The organism is Acidovorax delafieldii (genome assembly GCF_007993815.1).
Lineage (GTDB): Bacteria > Pseudomonadota > Gammaproteobacteria > Burkholderiales > Burkholderiaceae_C > Acidovorax > Acidovorax delafieldii.
Genome location: NZ_VJWE01000011.1, coordinates 1,260,324 through 1,282,514, shown reverse-complemented (window position 1 = coordinate 1,282,514; position 22,191 = coordinate 1,260,324). Strand labels below are relative to the sequence as shown.

The following is a 22,191-nucleotide window of genomic DNA, read 5'->3' as shown; positions in this document are numbered from 1 at the left end:
CCGCTTCCCGTCCAACATCCGGCTGTGGCTGCCATGCATCCTTCTCTGTCTGACCCCCGCTGCCATCAGCCCCTGCCCGAGGGACCTCTGGCCGAGCATTCCCGCTTCTACCAGCGCCTGCACCGCCGCTACGCCAACGACCTGCCGCTGCTGCCACCCGGTGTTCCGGTGCTTGCGACCATGGAGCAGGCCTACGACGCTCTGTGCGCGCGTGGCTGCGACACCGGCACCGCGCTGCGGGTGCTGCGCCAGCTGGTCATGGAACGGCTGATCCAGCTGGACTGCGAAGCGCAGACACCGCTGGCCGACATCACCCGGGCCGTGACCGAACTGGCCGAGCTGGCCCTGGACCGCGCCTGCCAGCAGGCGCGCCGCGAGCTGGACGAACGCCATGGTGCCCCGCGCGGCCCACAGGGCCAGCCCGTGCAGCTGTGGATCATCGGCATGGGCAAACTGGGCGCCCGCGAGCTCAATGTCTCGAGCGACATCGACCTCATCTATGTGTATGAGCACGATGGCGAAACCGCCGGCATGCCCGATGGCCGGGGCCGCATCTCCAACCACGAATACTTTGCGCGCGCCGTCAAGGCCATCTACAGCCTGGTGGGCGACACCACCGAGCATGGCTTTGTCTTCCGGGTGGACCTGGCCCTGCGGCCCAACGGCAACTCGGGCCCCGCATCGGTGTCCCTGGCCGCGCTGGAGGAATACCTGCAGGTGCAGGGCCGCGAATGGGAGCGTTTTGCCTGGCTCAAAAGCCGCGTGGTGGCCCCCCGCGAGTGCATCGGCCGCCCCGAGGTGCAGGCCCTGCGCGGCGTGGTGCTGCCGTTTGTGTTTCGCCGTTACCTGGACTACAGCGTGTTCGATGCGTTGCGCTCGCTGCACAGCCAGATCCGGGACCATGCGTCCAAACGCAGCGCCGGGCACCCCGAGCGTGCCAACGACGTCAAGCTCTCGCGCGGTGGCATCCGCGAGATCGAATTCACCGTGCAGCTGCTGCAGGTGGTGCGCGGCGGGCAGTTCCCCGAGCTGCGCCGCCGCCCCACGCTGGATGCGCTGCAGCGCCTGGCCCATGCGGGCCTGATGCCGCAGGAAACCGCCGACGCGCTGGCCCGAGCCTATGTGTTCCTGCGACGGGTGGAGCACCGCATCCAGTACCTGGACGACCAGCAGACCCACGTGCTGCCCACACGCGACGATGACCTGGCCTGGATCGCCAGCACCCTGGGCTACAAGGACTGCTGCGCCTTCCTGCACGAGCTGGACGCACACCGCGAGCTGGTGGCCCAGGAGTTCGACACCCTGCTGGGTGGCAACGGCAAAAAACAATGCAGTGGCGGTGGCTGTGGTGGCCCCCGGGCGGCGGCACCGCCGCCTCCAGAGCTGGAAGGCCTGCTGGAGCAACTGCCACCGGGCTTTCGCGAGCGTGTGGCTGAATGGCGCAACCACCCGCGCGTGGCCGGGCTGCGTGACGAGGCGCGGGCCCGCCTGTTCCGCCTGGTGCAGCGCACGGCCCAGTGGCTCAAGGAAGGACGCGTCACCGAAGAGGCCACCGTGCGCCTGGCCAACTGGCTGGAACCGCTGCTGCGGCGCGAAAGCTATCTGGCGCTGCTGCTGGAACGGCCCTCGGTGCACGAGCAGCTGCTGCACCTGCTGGGCGCAGCCAAGTGGCCCGCGCGTTATCTGCTGCAGCACCCCGGCGTGATCGACGAGCTGGTGGGCGATGCGCTGCTGTCCGAGCGTTTTGTGGTGGCCGACTTTGAACGCGAGCTGGGCATGCGCCTGGCGTCGCTGCGGTCCACCGGCGAGGACGACGACGAAACCCTGCTCAACCTGCTGCGCCGCGCGCAGCATGCAGAGACCTTCCGCACCCTGGCCCGCGACGTGGAGCGCCGCATCACCGTCGAGCAGGTGGCCGACGACCTGAGCGCGCTGGCCGACAGCGTCCTGCGCATCACCAGCCAGTGGTGCTGGAGCCGCCTCAAGAACCGCCACCGCGACGAGCCCCAGTTCGCCATCATTGGCTACGGCAAGCTGGGCGGCAAGGAGCTGGGCTACGGCAGCGACCTGGACATCGTCTTTGTATTTGATGACGACGACGAACGCGCCCCCGAGGTGTATGCGGCCTTTGTGCGCAAGCTCATCAACTGGCTCACCGTCAAGACCGGCGAGGGTGACCTGTACGAGATCGACACGGCCCTGCGGCCCAATGGCAACTCGGGCCTGCTGGTGACGAGCTTCGAGGCCTACGCCAATTACCAGCAGCAACGCGGCAGCAACACCGCCTGGACCTGGGAGCACCAGGCCATGACACGCGCGCGGTTCGTGATGGGCAGCGAGGCCTTGCGCGAGCGCTTTGACGCTGTGCGCGAGGCCGTCATCACGTCTGCCCGCGACCCGCTGGCGTTGAGGGGCGAGATCGTGACCATGCGCGAGCGGGTGCGCTCAGCCCACCCCACGCCCGCCGGTCGCTTCGACGTGAAGCACAGCCCGGGCGGCATGGTGGACGCCGAATTTGCCGTGCAGTACCTGGTGCTCTCGCAGTCTGCCGCCCACCCCGAATTGCGGGGCAACCTGGGCAACATTGCACTGCTGCAGCGGGCCGAGCAAGTGGGCCTGCTGCCCCCAGGCGTGGGCCACGCAGCCGCCGACGCCTACCGCGAACTGCGCCGGGTACAACACGTGGCGCGGCTGGACGAGGCGCCCACCCAGGTCACGCCACCCGCACTGCAGGCCGAACGCGATGCCGTGCTGGCGCTGTGGTCGGCAGTCTTCGGCTCCGCCGCCCCATCGGCCTGATCGGCCGGGCGCACTCCGCAAGGGATGGCCGACTTCTGGAGGGGTCGCCTTTCCCCTCCCCGCCATATATTGGGACGGTGCAAGACCTCTATCCCATCTGCCCGTCCCTCGCTGCAAACAACAGGTCAGCCCCGGCAGAAACACGGCCGAAACACCCGCGATAATTTTTGAAACAAAAATTTAATCAATCGTTTGATTAAATAGTGCTGTAATCCGGCTCCATGCCAGATTCAGCCCCCAAGCCAACCCGGCCTTCCATGCCCCCCCCACCGCCCACGGAAGGCGCACAGGCCCGCGCGCGGCTGCTACACGCCGCCTTGCGCCTCTTTGCCGAAAACGGCTTTGCCAAGGCGTCCATCCGCGACATTGCCCAGGCGGCGGGTGTCAACCCGGCCTCCATCAGCTACTACTTTGGCGACAAGAACGGGCTGTACCGCGCAGCGTTCACCGAGCCCATGGGCAGCCCCATCGCCGTGGATGCCTGGCCGGACACCTTGCCTGCGTTCATCGAGCTGCTGATCCAGAGCTTCATGCAGCCCCTGCACGAAGGCGACCTGGTCGAGCTGTGCATGCGCCTGCACTTTCGCGAAATGCTGGACCCCACCGGGCTGTGGCAGCAGGAGCTGGAGTGCGAGATCAAGCCTGCCCACGCCGCGCTCGTCGGCCTGCTGTGCAAGGAGTTCGGCCTGAAAACTGCCGATGACGATGTGCACCGCCTGGCCATGGCCATCACCGCCCTGGCGCTGCAGTACTACGTGGGCCGCGACGTGGTGCAGGCCGTGCGCCCCGGACTCACCGCCACGCCACGGGGGCTGGCCGCCACCACATCCCGGCTGGTGGACTTTGCCCAGTTCATGGTGGACGGGGAACGCCAGCGCCGCGCTGCGGCCCGCGCGGCCGCCCCCGCCAAAAAAACCTCCTCTCCCCGTACCCCAGAGTGACTTGCACATGCGACTGATCTCACACAAACCCTTGTGGCTGGCGCTGGTCCTGCCACTGGTGGCCTGCTCCACCACCGCACCACCTGCGCAGGTATCGGCACCCGCACCTGCGGCCTGGAACGCACCCTTGCCGCACCAGGGCTCCCTCACGGGCATGGCCCGCTGGTGGACCCAGCTGCAAGACCCGCTGCTGGTCGAGCTGATCGACGCCGCCCAGGCCGTGAGCCCGGGCATCGCGCAGGCCCAGTCGCGCATTGCGCAGGCCCGCGCCACGCAGGTGGGCAGCCGGGCGGCGTTGCTGCCTTCGCTCGACGCACAGGCCAGCGCCAGCCGGGGCTTCAATGACCAGCTGGCGCGCGTGGCGACCACCTCGCAGGCGGGGCTGCAGGCAAGCTGGGAGCTGGACCTGTTTGGCGCCAACCGCACCGCCAAAACCGCTGCCGATGAGCGGCTGGCCGGCGCGCAGGCCCTGTGGCACGAGGCGCGCGTGAGCGTGGCAGCCGAGGTGGCACAGCAGACCAGCAGCATCCGCACCTGCCTGGCCCAGCAACAGGTGGCCGAGCGCGATGCGCAGTCCCGTAGCGAAACGTCCCGCCTGTCCCAGCTCAGCGAACGTGCGGGCTTTACTGCGCCCGCCACGGCCGCACTGGCACGCGCCAGCGCCGCCGAGGCCCAGGCCCGTGCCTCGCAGCAACGCATGCAATGCGATGTGGAGGTCAAGGCCCTGGTGGCGCTCACCGGCTGGGAAGAGCCCACGCTGCGCACCCGGCTGGCCCAGCCGGTGGCTGCGGCCCAGGACGCGTTATTCACCGTGGACGCACTGCCCGCCCAGGTGCTGACCCAGCGCCCCGATGTGTACAACGCCGAGCGCGAAGTGGCTGCGGCTAGCGCGGACGTCGCCAGCGCCCAGGCCCAGCGCTACCCGCGGCTGACCCTCAGCGGCAGCGTGGGCGCAGCCCAGGTGCGCACGGGGGGCGTGACCACCGACCTGAGCACCTGGACCATCGGCCCGCTGGCGCTCAGCGTGCCGATCTTTGACGGTGGCCGCCGCGCCGCGCAGACCGATGCGGCGCAGGCCCGCTACCACGAGGCCGCGTCGCAGTACCGCGCCAAGGTGCGCCAGGCCGTGAGCGAGGTCGAACAGGCCCTGGTGCGGCTGCAAAGCACGGCCGAGCGCAGCGCCAGCGCGCGCACTGCCGCCGAGGGCTACCGCGCGTCGTTCGACGCGACCGAGGCGCGCTGGCGCGGTGGCCTGGCCAGTCTGGTGGAGCTGGAAGATGCCCGGCGCACAGCGCTGGCCGCCGAGAACGCGCTGGTCGCGCTGCAGCACGAACGCCAGACCGCCTGGATTGCGCTGTACCGCGCCGCCGGTGGTGGATGGAAAGAGTGAAGCACCCCCTGAGTCGCTTCGCGCCTTCCCCCTCTCTGGACTCGCTGCGCGAGTCGGGAGGGGGACGCCTCCGGTGCACGCAAGCGAAGCGCCGCATACGCGGCTTGGCGGCCCTTGCACGGGGGCACTGGCCTAGGCAGCGCCAGTTTTATCCCGGGCGGGTGGCGCGTCGCGCCTTGGAAAGCTGATATGAATTCTTCAGGACGAAAACAAATGCAAAATTTCTCTTCCTTCAAGTTCTCTCCCACGGCCTTCGCCGTGATCACCGCCTGCGTGCTGGCCACGGGCGGTGCACTGGTTTTCTCGGGCGCATCGCGTGCCGCCGATGAACCCAAGGCGGGCCAGCCCCGGCCTGCGCTCACCGTCAGCACGGCGCAGCCGCAGCGCATGCCGGTGCCGCTGCGCCTGGCGGCCAACGGCAACATCGCCGCGTGGCAAGAGGCGAGCATTGGGGCCGAGAGCAACGGCCTGCGCCTGACCGAGGTGCGTGTGAACGTGGGCGATGTGGTCAAGGCCGGGCAGGTGCTGGCCACCTTCTCGGCCGACACGGTGCTGGCCGATGTGGCCCAGAGCCGCGCCAGCCTGCTCGAAGCCCAGGCCAATGCGGCCGAGGCCGCCGCCAATGCCGACCGCGCCCGCTCGTTGCAAGCCACGGGCGCACTCAGCCAGCAGCAGATCCAGCAGTTCACCACGGCCGAGCAAACCGCCCAGGCCCGCGTGGAAGCGGCCAAGGCCGCGCTGAACGCGCAGCAGCTGCGCCTCAAATACACGCAGGTGGTGGCGCCTGACAGCGGCGTGATCTCGGCCCGCACGGCCACCGTGGGCGCGGTGGTGGGTGCCGGCACGGAGCTGTTCCGCATGGTGCGCAAGGGCCGCCTGGAGTGGCGCGCCGAGGTCACGTCCACCGAGCTGCGGCGCATCCAGCCCGGGGCTAAGGTCAGCGTCACCGCTGCCAGCGGCGCCGCGGCCGAGGGCTCCGTGCGCATGGTCGCGCCCACGGTGGACCCGCAAACGCGCAATGCGCTGGTCTATGTGGACCTGCCCGCCAACACCGACTTCCGTGCCGGGATGTTTGCGCGGGGCGAGTTTGCACTGGGCAGCAGCGACGCACTCACCGTGCCACAAGAGGCGCTGGTGGTGCGCGACGGGTTCTCGTACGTGTTTGTGGTGGGCGGAGACCAGCGCGTGCAGATGCGCAAGGTCCAAACCGGCCGCCGCGTGGCCGACCGGGTCGAGGTGCTGTCGGGCCTGGACGCTGGAGCCTCCGTCGCCGTGCGCGGTGCGGGCTTTTTGAACGATGGCGACTTGGTGCGCGTGGCGGCCCCTGCGGCGGCGCCAGCGGCTGGCAAGCAGTCCTCCAGCCAGCATTTCATGCAAAAAGTGCCTGTAGCGCTAGTGAATCATGCGCAAACAGCTATCAATTAAGGAGCATTCCACATGAATGTGTCCACCTGGTCCATCAAGAACCCCATCCCGGCGCTGATGCTGTTTGTGCTGCTGACCTTCGGCGGCCTGCTGTCCTTCAACGCCATGAAGGTGCAGAACTTTCCCGACATCGACCTGCCCACGATCTCCGTGACCGTGGCGCTGCCGGGCGCCTCGCCCGCGCAGCTGGAGAACGACGTGGCGCGCAAGATCGAGAACAGCATCGCCACGCTGCAGGGCCTCAAGCACATCTACACCAAGGTGCAGGACGGCGGCGCCACCATCACCGCCGAGTTCCGGCTGGAGAAGCCCACACAGGAGGCGCTGGACGACGTGCGCTCCGCCGTGGCCCGTGTGCGCGGCGACCTGCCGGGTGACGTGCGCGACCCCATCGTGACCAAGATGGACCTGGCCGCGCAGCCCGTGCTGGCCTTCACCATCGCGTCGGCCCGCATGGACGACGAGGCGCTATCCTGGTTTGTGGACGACGCCGTGGCCAAGAAGCTGCTCACCGTGCGCGGCGTGGGCGCCGTCAACCGCGTGGGTGGTGTGCAGCGCGAGGTGCATGTGGCACTCGACCCGGTCAAGCTGCAGTCCCTGGGCGCCACGGCGGCCGATGTGTCACGCCAGCTGCGGCTGGTGCAGACGGAGAGTGCCGGCGGCCGCACCGACCTGGGCGGCAGCGAGCAACCGGTGCGCACGCTGGCCACCGTGCAGTCGGCGCAGGAGCTGGCGGGCCTCACGCTGGCACTGTCGGACGGCCGCCACGTGCGGCTGGACCAGGTGGCCACGGTGACAGACACCATCGCCGAGCCCCGCGCGCTGGCCCTGCTCAACGGCAAGCCGGTGGTGGGCTTCGAGGTCGCACGCAGCAAGGGCGCGAGCGAAGTGGAAGTGGGCGCTGCCGTGCAGGCGGCCCTGCAAGAGATGCGCGCGCAGCACCCGGACCTGGAAATCACCGAGGCCTTCAACTTCGTGCAGCCCGTGCAGGAGGAATACGACGGCTCCATGCACCTGCTGTACGAAGGCGCGCTGCTGGCCGTGCTGGTGGTGTGGCTCTTCCTGCGCGACTGGCGCGCCACCTTCGTGTCGGCCGTGGCGCTGCCGCTGTCGGTGATCCCGGCGTTCATCGGCATGTACTGGCTGGGCTTCTCGATCAACGTGATCACGCTGCTGGCGCTGTCGCTGGTGGTGGGCATCCTGGTGGACGACGCCATCGTGGAAGTCGAGAACATCGTGCGCCACCTGCGCATGGGCAAGACGCCCTACCAGGCGGCCATGGAGGCGGCCGACGAGATCGGCCTGGCCGTGATTGCCACCACTTTCACGCTGATCGCGGTGTTCCTGCCCACGGCGTTCATGAGCGGCATAGCGGGCAAGTTCTTCAAGCAGTTTGGCTGGACGGCGTCGCTCGCGGTGTTTGCCAGCCTGGTGGTGGCACGCCTGCTCACGCCCATGATGGCGGCCTACATCCTCAAGCCCATCGTGGGCGACCACAAGGACCCGCGCTGGATGACGGTGTACCTGCGCTGGGCCGCGTGGTGCATCAAGCACCGGTGGATGACCTTCATTGCCACGGCGGCCTTTTTCATCGGCTCGCTGGCGCTGATCCCGCTGCTGCCTACGGGCTTCATCCCGCCGGACGACAACTCGCAGACCCAGGTGTACCTGGAGCTGCCGCCCGGCGCCACGCTGGCGCAGACGCGGGCCGTGGCCGAAGACGCGCGGCAGCGCATCGCCAAGGTGGAGCATGTGCAAAGTGTGTACACCACCATCGGCGGCGGCTCGGCCGGCACTGATCCTTTCATGGGAGGCGCCAGCACCGAAACGCGCAAGGCCACGCTGACCATCTTGCTGTCTGAGCGCGGCGACCGTCCGCGCAAGCAGGGCATCGAGAACCAGATCCGCGCCGCGCTGGAGACGCTGCCTGGCGTGCGCAGCAAGGTGGGCCTGGGCGGCTCGGGCGAGAAGTACGTGCTGGTGCTCACGGGCGACGACCCGCAGGCGCTGACCACGGCCGCATTGGCGGTCGAGAAAGACCTGCGCACCATCCCCGGCCTGGGCAGCATCTCGTCCACCGCCAGCCTCGTGCGCTCCGAAATTGCCGTGCGCCCCGACTTTGCCCGCGCCGCCGACCTGGGCGTGACCAGCAGCGCGATTGCCGAAACGCTGCGCATTGCCACGGTGGGTGACTACGACGTATCGCTGCCCAAGCTCAACCTGGCCGCGCGCCAGGTGCCCATCGTCGTCAAGCTGCAGGACGATGCGCGCAAGGACCTGTCGCTGCTGGAACGCCTGCCGGTGCCCGGCGCCAAGGGCCCGGTGATGCTGGGCCAGGTGGCCACGCTGGAGTTCAGCGGCGGCCCGGCCGTGGTGGACCGCTACGACCGCGCGCGCAACGTGAACTTCGAGATCGAACTCTCGGGCCAGCCGCTGGGCGACGTGACCAAGGCGGTGGAGGCGTTGCCCTCCATCCAGAACCTGCCAGCCGGCGTGCGCCAGATCACCATTGGCGATGCCGAGATGATGGGCGAGCTGTTTGCCAGCTTTGGCCTGGCCATGCTCACCGGCGTGCTGTGCATCTACATCGTGCTGGTGCTGCTGTTCAAGGACTTCCTGCACCCGGTGACCATCCTGGCGGCGCTGCCGCTGTCGCTGGGTGGCGCGTTTGTGGGGCTGCTGATTGCGCAGAAGAGCTTCTCGATGCCCTCACTCATCGGGCTGATCATGCTCATGGGCATTGCCACCAAGAACTCCATCCTGCTGGTGGAGTACGCCATCCTGGCGCGGCGCGAGCATGGCATGACGCGCTTTGAGGCGCTGATCGACGCCTGCCACAAGCGCGCACGGCCCATCATCATGACCACGCTGGCCATGGGTGCGGGCATGCTGCCCATCGCCATCGGCCTGGGTGCTGCGGACGCAAGCTTTCGCTCGCCCATGGCAGTGGCGGTAATTGGCGGACTCATCACCTCCACGCTGCTGAGCCTCTTGGTGATTCCGGCGGTGTTCACCGGGGTGGACGACCTGGGCCAGGGGTTCGGCCGGCTGGCCCGCCGCCTGCGCGGGGGGCGCCATGCCCCGGGCGCACCGGCGGCCCCCACAGCCACAGCCGCCGCCACGGCGCAACCAGCAACTCCCTCCGCCCCCTGACGCCAAGTCTTGGCGCGCCCCCCCGGCGTGAGCCCAAAAAGCAGGGCAATCACGGGGGTCGCGCGGGCTTTGGCGGGAGGTAGCCGTCGGATAATGCAACGCGCACCATGAACCTCGTCAGCCTCAACATCGAATCCATCCAGCTGGGCCATCCCCTGCCTTTTGTGCTGCGGGGGGCCGACGGCGTGTTGCTGGCGCAAAAGGGCTATGTGATCCGCACCCGCGACGAACTGGCCAAGCTGGTCGAACGCGGGCGCGAGCTGTGCGTGGACACCGACGAATCCGGCGGCAGCCACCGCGCCTACCTGGCGCAGCTGCAGCGCATGCTGATCGCCGACACCAACCTGGGCGAGATCGCCGCCATGAAGATGACGGCCGGCGAGCAGGCCGCCGCAGCGGCCGCTGCGCGTGCGGGCAAAACCCTGCCCGACTGGCCCGAGCTGCAGTTGCGCGCCACGCAGTTGCTGCGCGCCCCGTCGCCCAGCGACTTTGGCGGGCGGTTTCAGGCGCTGCACGACGAGCTGGTGCGCCATTGCGAGCAGACGCCCGACGCCACGCTGCTGGCACTGATCTATCTCTCGGCCCAGGAAACGCGCATGTACAGCGCCACGCATTCCATGCTGGTCAGCTGCGTGTGCATGGTGGTGGCCCGCGAGATGCTGCGCTGGCCCAGCGGCCGGGTGCAGCAATTGGGGCACGCGGCGCTGAGCATGAACATCGCCATGACCGAGCTGCAGGACCAGTTGGTGCTGCAGACCCAGCCCCTCACCGCGACCCAGATTGCCGCCGTGGAAGACCACGCGGCGCGGTCCGAGGCGCTGCTGCGCCACCTGGGCGTGGCCGACCCGGTGTGGCTGGAGGCCGTGCGCTGCCACCACCACCGCACGCCCGGGCCCCTGGCCAAAAAGACCGAAGCCCAGCAAATGGCCCGCCTGCTGCAGCGCGCCGACATTTTTGGTGCCCGCCTGGCCCCCCGCGCCGCGCGGCTGCCCATGCCTGTCACTGCCGCCATGCAGGCCAGCTACTACGACGAAGAACACCAGGTGGACGAGGCCGGCGCCGCCCTCGTCAAGACCCTGGGCGTCTACCCCCCCGGTGCCTTTGTGCGCCTGGCCAGCCGTGAAGTGGGCGTGGTCATCCGCCGGGGCACCACCGCCACCACCCCCCGCGTGGCCGTGGTGACCAACCGCGACGGCATGGCCACGGGCGAGCCCATTCCCCGCGATACGGGCATGCCGCCCTGGAAGGTCACCGGTGTGGTGGCTTTCAAGGACGTGCGGGTCAACCTGTCGCTGGACCGCCTGCTGCAGATGGTCTGACGCCTGGGAGGGCGCTGCGAGCCCCCCGGTTCTGCGTGCCGCCGCTGTTGCGGCGGACAACCCCCCCCTGTTTTCGGCATTGAGCGTCGCCTCATGCCTGGCTCCTGGTGCCTGGCACCGGGTCTGACGCCGCGCTCGCCCCTTTTCCCTGCCGGGTGATCGGCCGGCGCCGTTTGGGCTGCACGGCCGTTTTGGGCCTCACCCCGTTGCTTCCGAAATCTGAATCCAAATGCGTTCACACCACGTAAACCATTCAGTACAAATAAAAACTCATGTGGACAAAAAATGATGAAATGGTTAAATTGGCCGCACTCACTGCCCAAAGTCCTATGAACCGCCTTACAAGACTCCTCTCGACAGCCACCGCGCTGGCGGCCTGGCTGCTGCTGGCGCCCGCCGCCCAAGCGGCCGATGCGCCTGCAGCGTGCCCGGCCACGCTGCAGCACACCTTTCCGCGCCTGCAGGACGAAAAGCCGCAGTCGCTTTGCCAGTACAGCGGAAAAGTGGTTCTGGTGGTCAACACGGCCAGCTTCTGTGGCTTTACCGGCCAGTACAAGGGGCTGGAAGAGCTGTATGCCCGCTACAAGGACAAGGGGCTGGTGGTGCTGGGCTTCCCGTCCAACGACTTTGCCCAGGAAAAAGGCAGTAACAAGGAAATCGCCGACTTCTGCGAAAACACCTTCGGGGTGAAATTTCCCATGTTTGCCAAAAGCAGCGTGAAGGGCCCGGAGGCCTCGCCGCTGTACCAGCAACTGGCGCAGCTGTCGGGCACGGCTCCCCGCTGGAACTTCCACAAATACCTGCTGGGGCGCGACGGCAAGCTGGTGGACAACTACTCCAGCCTGACCGGGCCGGACAACAAGGGCCTGGTGCGTGCCATCGAACAGCAGCTCGCCCTGCCCACACCCCGGTGAGCGCAATGACTTCTTTACATTTCTTGAAAAAAAATACAGGCGCCCTCTGGAACTTCGCCGGAGCGGCCTCACTCTATCCATTGCGCAACACGATTGCGCAGCGTACAGTTTTAATGTTGCGAAGCCTTTCGGGCCCCTGGGTTCCGACTGACCTCCTGGAGCGCTTCTCCTCCCTCCCTCTCTTATTCGTTTCGGGACGCTTCGCAACCTTTTTATTCCGTGCACCGGCCAGAGGGAGCCGGTCATGAAAATCGCCATCATCGGCTCCGGCATCTCCGGGCTTTCCGTCGCGCACCAGCTGCGCGGCCAGGCGGACATCACGCTGTTTGAGGCGGGCGACTACTTCGGCGGCCACACCCACACCGTCGATGTCACCCTGCCCGATGCGTCAGGCACCCCGGTCACCCACGGCGTGGACACCGGCTTTCTGGTGTTCAACGAGCGCACCTATCCTCACCTGATCCGCCTGCTGGCCGAGCTGGGCGTGGAGACGACCAAATCCGACATGTCGTTTTCGGTGCAGGTGCCCGCAGCACTGGGCGGCGGCCGCGCGCTGGAGTGGAGCGGCACCAACCTCAGCACAGTGTTCGCCCAGCGCTCCAACCTGGTCAACCCGCGTTTTCTGGGCATGCTGCGCGACCTGCTGCGCTTCAACAAGCTGTGCACGCGCATTGCCGAAAAGCAGGCCGAGGCCGCGCTGATGCAGCCGCTGGGCGACTTTTTGCGCGAGCACCGCTTTGGCGACGCCTTCCGTGACTGGTACTTCTTGCCAATGCTGGGCTGCATCTGGAGCTGCCCCACCGACCAGATGCTGAAGTTCCCCGTGGCCACCATGATCCGGTTCTGCCACAACCATGGCCTGATCCAGGTGAGCAACCGCCCGCAGTGGTGGACGGTGTCCGGCGGAGCGCGCCACTACGTGGACAAGATCGTGGCGGGCATTGCCGACAAGCGCCTGAACACCCCCGTGCGCCGCATCGAGCGCGATGCCGCCGGCGTGCGCGTGGTGACTGCAGGCCACACCGAGCACTTTGACAAGGTGGTGCTGGCCACCCATTCGGACCAGTCGCTCGCCCTGCTGGCCCAGCCCACGCCGCACGAGCGCGCGGTGCTGGGTTCCATTCGCTACCAGGCCAACCGCGCTGTCCTGCACACCGATACGTCCGTGCTGCCGGCGCGCCGCGCCGCCTGGGCCGCGTGGAACTACGAACGTGCGCCGCAACGCAGCCGCGAGTCGGCCCGCGTGTGCCTGCACTACCTCATCAACCAGCTGCAGCCCGTGCCCTTTGCGCAGCCCGTGGTGGTGTCGCTCAACCCGGTGCGCGACATAGCGCCCGAACACGTGATCGGCAGCTACGAATACGCCCACCCGGTGTTCGACATGGCCGCCATCCGCGCGCAGCAGCAGGTGGGCAAGCTGCAAGGGCAGCAGCACACCTGGTTCTGCGGCGCCTGGACGGGCTACGGCTTCCACGAAGACGGCCTCAAATCGGGCCTGGCCGTGGCCGAGCAATTGCTGGCCGCCCTGCCGGCCCCCCTGGCGGAGGCTGCGTGAGCCACGCGCCGGCCCCCACCGCAGCGCCCCTGATCGGCTTCGGCCAGGTGCGCCACACGCGGCTGCGGCCCCGGCGGCATGCGTTCGCCTACCCCACGTTTTTCCTGATGCTGCCGATGCGCAGCCTGCCCGGCATGCGTGGGGAGCTGGCTGTGAACCGGCGTGGCGCCATCAGCTTCCACGATGCGGACCACGGCGACGGCCGCGGCGCCGCGCAGGGCGGGGCGCTGGCCTGGCTGGACGAGTTGCTGCGCACCGAAGGCATCACCGACGCCACAGGTGAGGTGTGGCTGCACTGCTACCCCCGTGTGCTGGGCTACACCTTCAAACCCGTGAGCTTCTGGTACTGCCACCGTGCCGATGGCCACCTGCGCGCCATCGTGGTGGAAGTGAACAACACCTTTGGCGAGCGCCACTGCTACCTGCTGGATGCGCCGCAGTACGGCGTGGAACAGCAGGCACGCAAGGTGTTCCACGTGTCGCCGTTCTGCGAGGTGAGCGGCGGTTACCGCTTTCGTTTCATGCGCACCGAGGCAGGAGCACAGGACGCAGGCCGCACCGTGGTGCGCATCGACCACGACGACGACACCGGCCCGCTCATCCAGACCAGCGTGAGCGGCACCCTGCAGGCCATCACCGCACAGACCCTGCGCCAGGCGCTCTGGGGCTACCCCGCCATGACGCTGGCCATCATTGCCCGCATCCACTGGCACGCGCTGCAGCTGTGGCTCAAGCGCGTGCGTTTCCATCGCAAGCCCGAGGCGCCTGCCTCCATCGTGACCCGTTGATCTCCATGTCGTTCCAGCCCCGCGAGACCGCCGCCATGAACTCCACCACCGCCACCCGCTCCGACCGCAACGCGCAGGCCCTGCCCGCAGGCACTCCGGCAGCCGCCCGCACCGCGCTCAGGCTGCTGCAGCGCCTGCAGCACGGCCACCTCACGGTGCAGTTGCCTGACGGCACCCTGCAGCACTTCGGGCACGGCGATGGCCCGTCGGCGGCGATCACGCTCAAGAACTGGAATGTCTGCAGCGCAGCGCTCAAGTCGGGCGACATCGGCTTTGCCGAGAGCTACATCGCGGGCGACTGGACCACCCCGCACCTGACCGATCTGCTCAAGCTCTTCATCGCCAACCGCCAGCAGGTGGAAGGCGTGATCTACGGCACCTGGGCCGGCCGCCTGCTGTACCGCATCAAGCACCTGCTCAACCGCAACACCCGCGCCAACAGCCAGAAGAACATCCACGCCCACTACGACCTGGGCAACGCGTTCTACGAACTCTGGCTGGACGACACGATGAACTACTCGTCCGCCTGGTTCGAAGGCGATGCAGGCGGCGACATGCGCGCTGCCCAGCACGCCAAGGTGCGGCGCGCGTTGCGCATGGCCGGTGTGCAGCCAAATTCCCGGGTGCTGGAGATCGGCTGTGGCTGGGGCGCGCTGGCCGAGATGGCGACCGTCGAATTCGGCGCCCACCTGACGGGCGTGACACTCTCCACCGAGCAGCTCGCCTTCGCGCAAAAGCGCATGGCGCAGCAAGGGGTGGCCGAGCACGCCGACCTGCGCCTGCAGGACTACCGCGACATCCAGGACGGCCCGTACGACGCCATCTGCTCCATCGAGATGGTCGAGGCCGTGGGCCGCGAATACTGGCCCACCTACTTCCAGTCGGTGAACCGCTTGCTCAAGCCCGGCGGCCGGGCCTGCATCCAGAGCATCGTCATCGACGACAGCCTGTTTGAGCGCTACATCAGCTCCACGGATTTCATCCAGCAGTACATCTTCCCGGGTGGCTGCCTGCCGTGTCCGCGCGAGTTCCGCCGCGAAGCCGAGGCGGCAGGCCTGCGCGTGGTCGACGAGTTTGCGTTTGGCCAGGACTACGCCGAAACCCTCAAGCGGTGGCGCGAGCGCTTCCTCGCGCAGCGCACGCAGATCCTGCAGCTGGGGTTTGACGAGCGCTTCATGCACATCTGGGAGTTCTACCTGGCGTATTGCGAGGCGGCGTTTGCGATGAGCAACATCGACCTAGTGCAGTACACCCTGGCCAAGGATTGATGATTGCTATGAAAAATATAGCTATCACCGCAATATTCACTAGCGCATTGATGGCTTTTGGCCCTCAAACCGCGCTGGCGCAGGTTGCAGAGGCCAGCGCAGCCGCCGCAGCCCCGCTGTCGGGGGCCCGCCTGGTGGGCCAGGGCGTGCTGCGGTTTCTGGGGTTTGAGATCTACCGTGCGCGGCTGTGGGTGCAGCCCGGTTTTGATGCCGACAACTACGCCGCCCACCCCCTGGCGCTGGAGCTGACCTACCACCGCGATTTTTCGGCCGAGGCCATTGCCAAGCGCTCCATCGAAGAGATGCGCCGCGTGGGCAGCTTCACGCCGCAGCAGGCCACGCGCTGGCAGCAGGCACTGACCGCCGCGCTGCCGGATGTGAAGGCCGGCGACCGGCTGCTGGGCCTGTACCAGCCCGGCACGGGCGCCGTGTTCAAGATGGGCGGGCGTGTGGTGGGCGAAGTGCCTGACGCCGAGTTCTCGCGCCTGTTCTTCGGCATCTGGCTGTCGCCGCAAACCTCCGAACCCGGACTGCGGCAAGAGCTGATCGCGGCCACCCGCACTGCGGGACAAGGGCAGCAATGACCACCACCACGCCCATGCGCGCCAGCCAAGGCCTGGCCTATGGGCTGCTGGGCCTGCCGCTGGCCTTTGTGGCGCTGCCGCTGTATGTGCTGTTGCCCAACCACTACGCGCGCGAGTTCGGCATGCCGCTGGCCACGCTGGGCTCGGTGCTGCTGGCGGCGCGGCTGTTCGACGCGGTGTCCGACCCGCTGCTGGGGCGTCTGTCCGACCACCTGTTCGGCCGCTCGGTGCGCGCCGTGCTGGCGGTGGGCGCGGTGTCGGCCGTGGTGCTGGCACTGGGGCTGACCAGCCTGTTCTTTCCGTGGGTGCGTGGGGCGGATGCACTGATTGCCTGGGCGCTGGTAGCACTGCTCATCACCTACACGGCCTATAGCCAGCTGGGCATTGCGCACCAGTCTTGGGGCGCACGGCTGGGCGGCGATGAGCTGCAGCGCGGCCGCATCGTGGCCTGGCGTGAGGGCGCCGCGCTGGTGGGCGTGGTGCTGGCTTCGGTGCTGCCCGCGCTGCTGGGCCTGCCGGTGATGCTCAGTGTGTTTGCCCTCACCCTGCTGCTGGGCTGGTGGGCGTGGACCAGAGCCCCGCGCCCCGCAGACCATGCAGAGGCCATGGCGGGCGTGTACCGCCCGGCACAGCGCGCCAGCCTGTGGCGGCCCTGGGGACGGGCTGCCTTTCGCCGCCTGCTGGCCGTGTTCATGCTCAACGGCATCGCCAGTGCCATCCCGGCCACGCTGGTGCTGTTCTTCATTCAAGACCGCCTGCAGGCCCCGCCTGCGCAGGAGCCCATGTTCCTCGCGGCCTATTTTGTCTGTGCGGCGCTGTCCATTCCGCTGTGGCTGCGTGCCGTGGCGCGCTGGGGCTTGGCGCGCACCTGGCTGGCGGGCATGCTGCTGGCGATTGCCGTGTTTGTGTGGACGGCGTTTCTGGGCGCGGGTGATGTGTTGCCGTTCCTCCTGGTCTGCGCGCTGTCGGGTGTGGCCCTGGGCACGGACCTGGCCCTGCCCAGCGCCCTGCTGGCGGGCGTGATCGCGGCCGAGGGCGACAGCGGCCAGCACGAGGGCGCGTACTTCGGCTGGTGGAACTTTGCCACCAAGCTCAACCTGGCCCTGGCCGCAGGCCTGGCGCTGCCCCTGCTGGGCTGGCTGGGCTACACGCCGGGCACGCGCAGCGATGACGGCCTGCAGACACTGGGCCTGGCCTACGCCGTGCTGCCCTGCGCGCTCAAGCTGGCGGCAGCAGCAGCGCTGTACGTCCTTTTTCTGCGGCACCCACGCGGTGCGGCGATGGCTGGAACCTGACACCCATACCCCCAAGGCACAACCCATGATGCAAAGACGCCTCCTCCTCTCCGCCGCTGTGGCTGCGCCCGTGGTGCTGTCCGGCTGCGCCAGCCAGAACCTGGATGGCTACGCCACCGAGAAACCGGTGCTGGACCTGGCCCAGTATTTCAACGGCAAGATCGACGCCTACGGCATCTTCCAGGACCGCAGCGGCCAGATCGTCAAACGCTTCACCGTGGTGATGGACTGCAGCTGGAAAGGCAACGAGGGCGTGCTGGATGAAGCCTTCACCTACTCCGACGGCACCACACAGCGCCGCATCTGGCGCCTGACCAAGCACGCGGACGGCCGTTACACCGGCACCGCCGACGATGTGGTGGGCACGGCCAACGGCCAGACGCGCGGCAACGCCTTCCGCTGGAACTACACGCTGGCCCTGCCGGTGGATGGCAAGGTCTACAACGTGGACCTGGACGACTGGATGTACCTCATCGACGACCGGGTGATGCTCAACCGCGCCACCATGACCAAGTTCGGCGTGCGCCTGGGCGAGATCACGCTGTCCTTCACCAAACGCGCACCATGAGCCTCAACCCTCCCTTGCGCGACTGGCAGGGCCGCCGTGCCTGGCTCATCGGGGCCAGCAGTGGCATTGGCCGGGCCACCGCAGCCGCGCTGCATGCGCGCGGTGCGCAGGTCATCGTGTCGGCGCGCAGCGGTGATGCACTGAACGCCTTTGTCGTGCAGCACCCCGGAAGCATGGCGCTGGCTTTTGACACTGCCGAACCGGCACAGGTGCAGGCCGCCGCAGCGCAGGTGCTCGCGGGAGGGGCGCCCGACCTGGTGTGCTACTGCGCGGGCTACTACCGCGACATGCGCGCCACCGACTTCGATCTGGCCGTTATGCTGCGCCATGAGCAGATCAACTACAACGGCGTGCTGCACGTGCTGGCCGCCGTGTTGCCCGCCATGCTGGCCGCAGCGGAGGCCGGGCGCCCAGGCCACGTGAGCCTGATCAGCAGCGTGGCAGGCTTTCGCGGCCTGCCCAAGAGCCTGGCCTATGGGCCCACCAAGGCTGCCCTCATCAACCTGGCCGAGGCGCTGTACCTGGACCTGCACGACCTGGGCATGGGCGTGAGCGTGATCAACCCTGGTTTTGTGGCCACGCCACTCACGGCGGGCAACGACTTCACCATGCCGGCCCTCATCTCACCCGAAGCTGCAGCGGCGGCCATCGTGCAGGGCTGGGAGCGGGGGCATTTCGACATCCACTTCCCCAAGCGTTTCACACGCGTGATGAAGCTGCTGCGGCTGTTGCCGTACCGTTGGTACTTCCCCGCCGTTCGCCGCTTCACAGGCCTTTGACTTTTGCGATGCAGCCCCCGCACACACCCCCATCCACCGAAGAAGCCGTCACGCGCGTTGTCGCGTTCTTTGAAAACCTCTCGCCTGCCGACATAGCGGCCATTGGCCATTTCTACGCGCCACAGGCGCGCTTCAAGGACCCATTCAATGAGGTGGTGGGTGTGCCCGCCATCCAGGCCATCTTTGCCCACATGTTCGAGGCACTGGAGCATCCGCGTTTTGTGGTCACTGGCAGGGTGGTGCAGGGCACGCAGTGCTTTTTGACCTGGGACTTTCTCTTCGCGTTCAAGGACTTTCACAAGGGCGTGACGCAGACGGTGCGTGGTGCCTCGCACCTGGTGCTGGACGAACAGGGTCGGGTGACGCTGCACCGCGACTACTGGGATGCGGCCGAAGAGCTGTACGAAAAGCTGCCCGTGGTGGGCGCACTGATGCGCTGGCTCAAAAAGCGCGCCAACAGCTAGGGATCCTCCGCACGCATCGAGCGGTATGTGGGCGCTGTGGATCGGAATGGTCTGCTAGGCGCAAAACGCAGCACTAGCTGTCGCTATTGCGAGGTGTTGCAACACCGCAGGCTGCCCGAGACCGCAGATGCACACGACGCGGCGATTCGTGCACAGGGTCCCCGGGGCCTGCTCACCCTCTTCACCCCACTGCCCGGATGCGCGAATGCCCGGGCAAGGGCACTGCGCGTTGCAACACGCCTTCGGCCAGCCACAGCGCACTGTTCCACGCCCGTTGCGCCACATAGGGCAGAGGCAGCTGCTGGTAGTCGTCGTTGAAGACCTCGAAGCTGTAATCGCCCTGGTAGCCCATGCCGTCCAGCGTGCGTACCAGTTCGGCCAGCGCCTTGCTGTGCACGCCTTCGCCAGGGAACACGCGAAAGTGCCGTGCGGTCTCGATGCGCTCTTGCACTGTGCGCGTTTCCTGCCACATGAAGTCGGACAGCTGCACGAGGTAGATCTTGGCGGGGTCCACGTCCTGCAGCGCCGAGAGCGGCGTGCTGGTGGCGAACTGGTGGTACGAATCAATGGCCAGCCCGAGGTTGGGGCAATCGGCCTGTTCCACGGCGGCCCAGGCCTGGTGCACCTCGTTGATGTGGCGGCCCCAGGAGAGGCCCTCAAACGCCACGCGGATGCCATGGGGCAGCGCCAGCAGGGCCAGCTTGCGCAGGTCGCGCGCAATCGCATCGGCGTCAGACGTGGCGTGCGAAGACGTGGAGCTGCATGCCAGCAGCACGGGCGCGCCCAGGTCACGCGCCATCAGGATCATCTGCTTGGCGATGTCCACCTTGTAGCTGTGCAGATGGCCCGACAAGCCTTCAAAATCGCGCAGCACCTGGAAGCCCGTCACCCGCAAGCCGCTGCTGCGCACGGCGTGCACGGCGGCCTCGATGCCCTCGGGGTGGCCCACGATGTCGCGCGCGGCCAGCATGATCTGGCCAAATCCGGCGGCCTTGACGGCGGCGAGCTTGGCCTCCAGCGGGCCCGCCAGGCTGATGGTGTCCATGCCAAAGTCGGCGACGTTGCGTTGCATGGTGGATGTGCGCATGGGGCAGTCTCCAGGCTCAGCGTGCGTCCAGCACCAGTTCGAAGCTGGGAGCGCCGGCATCTGCGCGGGTGAGGGCGCCGCGCGTTCCCGTGTGCACGCCGGTGGGGGACTCGACGAAGTCCACGCCGCGCTCGCGCAGCGCTTGCACTGTGGCCAGCACGTCGGGCGCGCCAAAGGCCACGCGTTGCAGCAACTCTTCGGGGTCGGCTTCCAGCGCATCGACCAACGGTTCGATGAGCTGCCAGTGCAGCGTGCCACAGGGGCTGGCCAGGATGCGGCCGTGGGTGAGCACGCCAAACGACTGGTCCGGTGCCAGCTCGGCGAAGCCAAACAGTTCCCTGTAGAAGTGGATCCAGTCCTCCGCACGGCCCAGGCCGATGTACTGCACCACGCCAAACAGGTGCAGGCCCTGCAGCGCAGGCGGGCGCTGGTTGACGGTGGGGATGGGCACAAAGTCCACGTCGTAGATGGAGAACTCCTTCCAGCGGTCGACAAAGTAGATGCGGCTGGCACCCACTCCGTGGATGGCGGGGATGTTCAGCTCCATCACCTCGACCTCGGTGTGCACGGCCCAGGCGCCCAGTTCCAGCACCCGGCGGTAGGCCGCGGCCGCATTGCCCACGCGAAAAGCAATGGCGGCGAGCACCGGCGCTTCAGTGAGCGCGGGCGGGGCGTGCACGCCGGTGAGCTCGTTGTCATGGTGGGCGTTGACGATGATGTTCATGTCGCCCTGGCGGTACAGCAGCACCTCGCGCGAGCGGTGGCGCGCCACGGGCTGAAAGCCCATGCGCTCCAGCGCCTGGCCCAGGGCCTGCGGACGGCTGGTGGCGTATTCGATGAACTCCATGCCCTGCAGGCCCAGGGGGTTGGGCAGTTCGCCCAGCGCTTCGCGGGCGGCCATCATCGGGGTGCTCATGGTGTCGGCTCCTTGGGGGTTGCAGCGGGCAGTGGCATCAGCGCGTGCTGACCAGGCGGCGGAAATGCGCATCCATGCGCGCCGCATCGGGCGCCTCGCCGGTGAACAGTTCGAACGCGCCCACGGCCTGGCCCACAGCCATGCCACCGCCGTCGGATACCCGGCAGCCCAGCGCGCGTGCGGCCTGCACCAGGGCGGTGTCGAGCGGGAAATACACCACTTCGGACACCCACATCGGGGGCCGCAGCAGGGCCACATCGAGTGGCAGGCCGGGCAGTTTGTCCATGCCCGTGGGCGTGGCGTGGATCAGGCCTGTGGCCTGCGCCATGGCCGATTGGATGTCGGAGGCTTCGGCCCGGGCGCCGTACAGCGCATTCACGTCGGCTGCCAGTTGAGCCGCACGCTCGGGCTGCGCATCAACGATGCTCAGGTGCTCGGCGCCCAGCCGCAGCACGGCATGTGCAATGGCGGCGCCTGCACCACCCGCGCCCAGCAGTACAACTCGGCGCAGGTCAGCGCCAGGCAGTGCGCGGGTAAAGCCCCAAGCCCAGCCCGATCCGTCGGTGTTGTGGCCCACGAGTTTTCCGCCCTGGATGACCACGGTGTTCACGGCGCCCATGGCGCGCGCTTCTTCGGACAGGCTGTCGAGGTGCGGAATCACCGCCTGCTTGCAGGGGTAGGTCACGTTGCAGCCCGCGTAGCCCATGATGCGCGCCGCCGACAACAGTGTGGGCAGATGTTCCGCCGAGGACGAAGAGCGGTCCAGGTCGATGAGCTGGTAGTGCAGGCGCATGCCGTGATGGCGCGCTTCTTCTTCGTGCAGCGCGGGCGACAGCGACTTCTGGATGCCGGCACCGATCAGTCCGATCAGCACCTTGCGGGGGCTTGTGGATGGCATGGCGGACGTGGGTGTGGTGACCGGGGGATCAAGCAGCTGGGTGCTCAT

18 protein-coding genes are annotated in these 22,191 nt (G+C 67.8%); 15 read left to right on the top strand and 3 right to left on the bottom strand.

What is annotated here, in order from left to right; all coding sequences use genetic code 11:
• The first annotated feature begins 33 nt into the window (after window positions 1-33).
• From glnE to ATF69_RS08535, 15 genes are all read left to right on the top strand, one after another.
• Window positions 34-2,799, top strand: a complete 2,766-nt coding sequence (gene glnE, locus ATF69_RS08605) for a bifunctional [glutamate--ammonia ligase]-adenylyl-L-tyrosine phosphorylase/[glutamate--ammonia-ligase] adenylyltransferase (protein WP_146870591.1) — start codon at window positions 34-36, stop codon at window positions 2,797-2,799.
• A gap of 257 nt (window positions 2,800-3,056) precedes the next feature.
• The gene (locus ATF69_RS08600; protein WP_056067849.1) at window positions 3,057-3,740 is read left to right on the top strand and encodes a CerR family C-terminal domain-containing protein; all 684 of its coding nucleotides are present in this window, start codon (window positions 3,057-3,059) and stop codon (window positions 3,738-3,740) included.
• A gap of 7 nt (window positions 3,741-3,747) precedes the next feature.
• Window positions 3,748-5,130, top strand: coding sequence for an efflux transporter outer membrane subunit (locus ATF69_RS08595; protein WP_146870590.1), 1,383 nt, complete (start codon window positions 3,748-3,750; stop codon window positions 5,128-5,130).
• A gap of 213 nt (window positions 5,131-5,343) precedes the next feature.
• Complete coding sequence (locus tag ATF69_RS08590) at window positions 5,344-6,555, top strand: efflux RND transporter periplasmic adaptor subunit (RefSeq protein ID WP_146870589.1); 1,212 nt, start codon at window positions 5,344-5,346, stop codon at window positions 6,553-6,555.
• A gap of 12 nt (window positions 6,556-6,567) precedes the next feature.
• Window positions 6,568-9,708 (top strand): efflux RND transporter permease subunit, encoded by a 3,141-nt coding sequence (locus ATF69_RS08585; RefSeq protein ID WP_146870588.1) that lies wholly within the window; start codon window positions 6,568-6,570, stop codon window positions 9,706-9,708.
• A 107-nt stretch (window positions 9,709-9,815) separates the two neighbouring features.
• Window positions 9,816-11,027, top strand: coding sequence for an HD-GYP domain-containing protein (locus ATF69_RS08580; RefSeq protein ID WP_056067843.1), 1,212 nt, complete (start codon window positions 9,816-9,818; stop codon window positions 11,025-11,027).
• Between the two features lie 329 nt (window positions 11,028-11,356).
• Entirely contained in the window at window positions 11,357-11,941 is a 585-nt protein-coding gene (locus tag ATF69_RS08575; protein ID WP_056742863.1) for a glutathione peroxidase, read from the top strand.
• A 244-nt stretch (window positions 11,942-12,185) separates the two neighbouring features.
• On the top strand, window positions 12,186-13,496 hold the full coding sequence (locus ATF69_RS08570; protein ID WP_146870587.1) for an NAD(P)/FAD-dependent oxidoreductase: 1,311 nt from the start codon (window positions 12,186-12,188) through the stop codon (window positions 13,494-13,496).
• Window positions 13,493-14,284 carry a DUF1365 domain-containing protein gene (locus tag ATF69_RS08565; protein ID WP_108498352.1) on the top strand — a complete coding sequence of 264 codons (792 nt, stop codon included), beginning with the start codon at window positions 13,493-13,495 and terminating at the stop codon, window positions 14,282-14,284. Before ATF69_RS08570 ends, ATF69_RS08565 begins: the two co-directional genes overlap by 4 nt.
• 35 nt (window positions 14,285-14,319) lie before the next feature.
• On the top strand, window positions 14,320-15,552 hold the full coding sequence (locus ATF69_RS08560; RefSeq protein WP_056057551.1) for an SAM-dependent methyltransferase: 1,233 nt from the start codon (window positions 14,320-14,322) through the stop codon (window positions 15,550-15,552).
• A gap of 50 nt (window positions 15,553-15,602) precedes the next feature.
• Entirely contained in the window at window positions 15,603-16,136 is a 534-nt protein-coding gene (locus ATF69_RS08555) for a chalcone isomerase family protein (protein ID WP_146870752.1), read from the top strand.
• Window positions 16,133-17,431, top strand: a complete 1,299-nt coding sequence (locus ATF69_RS08550) for an MFS transporter (RefSeq protein WP_146870586.1) — start codon at window positions 16,133-16,135, stop codon at window positions 17,429-17,431. The genes ATF69_RS08555 and ATF69_RS08550 overlap by 4 nt, the downstream gene beginning before the upstream one ends.
• A 25-nt stretch (window positions 17,432-17,456) precedes the next feature.
• Entirely contained in the window at window positions 17,457-17,999 is a 543-nt protein-coding gene (locus tag ATF69_RS08545; RefSeq protein ID WP_056056565.1) for a DUF3833 domain-containing protein, read from the top strand.
• Complete coding sequence (locus ATF69_RS08540; RefSeq protein ID WP_099731782.1) at window positions 17,996-18,778, top strand: SDR family NAD(P)-dependent oxidoreductase; 783 nt, start codon at window positions 17,996-17,998, stop codon at window positions 18,776-18,778. The genes ATF69_RS08545 and ATF69_RS08540 overlap by 4 nt, the downstream gene beginning before the upstream one ends.
• Before the next feature lie 8 nt (window positions 18,779-18,786).
• The gene (locus tag ATF69_RS08535; RefSeq protein WP_146870585.1) at window positions 18,787-19,242 is read left to right on the top strand and encodes a nuclear transport factor 2 family protein; all 456 of its coding nucleotides are present in this window, start codon (window positions 18,787-18,789) and stop codon (window positions 19,240-19,242) included.
• A 181-nt stretch (window positions 19,243-19,423) separates the two neighbouring features.
• On the opposite strand, the gene ATF69_RS08530 is transcribed toward ATF69_RS08535, so the two are convergent.
• Genes ATF69_RS08530 through ATF69_RS08520 form a run of 3 tightly spaced genes read right to left on the bottom strand, consistent with a single transcriptional unit; the run spans window position 19,424 to window position 22,191 of the window.
• Complete coding sequence (locus tag ATF69_RS08530; protein WP_146870584.1) at window positions 19,424-20,329, bottom strand: sugar phosphate isomerase/epimerase family protein; 906 nt, start codon at window positions 20,327-20,329, stop codon at window positions 19,424-19,426.
• 16 nt (window positions 20,330-20,345) lie between these two features.
• A complete protein-coding gene (locus tag ATF69_RS08525; RefSeq protein ID WP_146870583.1) occupies window positions 20,346-21,245 on the bottom strand; it encodes a VOC family protein in 900 nt (299 codons plus the stop codon).
• 37 nt (window positions 21,246-21,282) lie between these two features.
• Entirely contained in the window at window positions 21,283-22,191 is a 909-nt protein-coding gene (locus ATF69_RS08520) for a shikimate dehydrogenase (RefSeq protein ID WP_146870582.1), read from the bottom strand.

Excerpts from the sequence above, each read along its gene's own strand:
- ATF69_RS08545 (WP_056056565.1), top strand. The coding sequence starts at position 17,457 with ATGATGCAAAGACGCCTCCTCCTCTCCGCCGCTGTGGCTGCGCCCGTG.
- ATF69_RS08580 (WP_056067843.1), top strand. The coding sequence starts at position 9,816 with ATGAACCTCGTCAGCCTCAACATCGAATCCATCCAGCTGGGCCATCCC.
- ATF69_RS08585 (WP_146870588.1), top strand. The coding sequence starts at position 6,568 with ATGAATGTGTCCACCTGGTCCATCAAGAACCCCATCCCGGCGCTGATG.
- ATF69_RS08575 (WP_056742863.1), top strand. The coding sequence starts at position 11,357 with ATGAACCGCCTTACAAGACTCCTCTCGACAGCCACCGCGCTGGCGGCC.
- ATF69_RS08530 (WP_146870584.1), bottom strand. The coding sequence starts at position 20,329 with ATGCGCACATCCACCATGCAACGCAACGTCGCCGACTTTGGCATGGAC.
- ATF69_RS08520 (WP_146870582.1), bottom strand. The coding sequence starts at position 22,191 with ATGAGCACCCAGCTGCTTGATCCCCCGGTCACCACACCCACGTCCGCC.
- glnE (WP_146870591.1), top strand. The coding sequence starts at position 34 with ATGCATCCTTCTCTGTCTGACCCCCGCTGCCATCAGCCCCTGCCCGAG.
- ATF69_RS08555 (WP_146870752.1), top strand. The coding sequence starts at position 15,603 with ATGGCTTTTGGCCCTCAAACCGCGCTGGCGCAGGTTGCAGAGGCCAGC.
- ATF69_RS08540 (WP_099731782.1), top strand. The coding sequence starts at position 17,996 with ATGAGCCTCAACCCTCCCTTGCGCGACTGGCAGGGCCGCCGTGCCTGG.
- ATF69_RS08590 (WP_146870589.1), top strand. The coding sequence starts at position 5,344 with ATGCAAAATTTCTCTTCCTTCAAGTTCTCTCCCACGGCCTTCGCCGTG.
- ATF69_RS08535 (WP_146870585.1), top strand. The coding sequence starts at position 18,787 with ATGCAGCCCCCGCACACACCCCCATCCACCGAAGAAGCCGTCACGCGC.
- ATF69_RS08550 (WP_146870586.1), top strand. The coding sequence starts at position 16,133 with ATGACCACCACCACGCCCATGCGCGCCAGCCAAGGCCTGGCCTATGGG.
- ATF69_RS08525 (WP_146870583.1), bottom strand. The coding sequence starts at position 21,245 with ATGAGCACCCCGATGATGGCCGCCCGCGAAGCGCTGGGCGAACTGCCC.
- ATF69_RS08570 (WP_146870587.1), top strand. The coding sequence starts at position 12,186 with ATGAAAATCGCCATCATCGGCTCCGGCATCTCCGGGCTTTCCGTCGCG.
- ATF69_RS08560 (WP_056057551.1), top strand. The coding sequence starts at position 14,320 with ATGAACTCCACCACCGCCACCCGCTCCGACCGCAACGCGCAGGCCCTG.
- ATF69_RS08595 (WP_146870590.1), top strand. The coding sequence starts at position 3,748 with ATGCGACTGATCTCACACAAACCCTTGTGGCTGGCGCTGGTCCTGCCA.
- ATF69_RS08600 (WP_056067849.1), top strand. The coding sequence starts at position 3,057 with ATGCCCCCCCCACCGCCCACGGAAGGCGCACAGGCCCGCGCGCGGCTG.